Below are 408 nucleotides of genomic sequence, written 5' to 3'. Positions count from 1 at the left end.
CCCTGGCCGCTTGTGGTCAATAATCCGGAAAGCATCCGCCATATCCAACCCATTACCCGTCACGGTCAGGGTGGCTAGCCCGTTGGGGTGCTGGCGCAACAGCGCGCGCTCGCAATACTCGCGGGGGACACGCATCTCGCGCAACCGGCGCCTGGCTACCGCAGTAACCTGCTCGCTTGGCGTGGCGCATAGTTCCAACCGCAGGTTCCACGCATCCAGTTTCCCTGTGATGCGACGGGTAAAGGATTCGATGTGGCGCAAAGTACTCAGGGTGTGCCCGTTGCGCCTGGCCGCATTAACGGCCGAGCGCTGCTTTGCTGTATAGGGCGTGGGGCCGAAGTAGATGGCGTGCAGGCTTATAAGCTCGGCGGCATCCTGCGCGCTGGCCCCCATCTTTTCAAGGTCTGG

The 408-nt window shown here is 62.3% G+C and carries 1 pseudogene; it reads right to left on the bottom strand.

The features are described 5' to 3' along the window. Positions 1 to 408, bottom strand: a pseudogene (locus B2696_RS03315) (HNH endonuclease); the annotation flags it as partial.

Source organism: Corynebacterium sp. UBA4397, assembly GCF_002390965.1.
GTDB classification, from domain to species: domain Bacteria; phylum Actinomycetota; class Actinomycetes; order Mycobacteriales; family Mycobacteriaceae; genus Corynebacterium; species Corynebacterium flavescens.
This window is presented reverse-complemented; position numbering and strand designations above follow the sequence as displayed.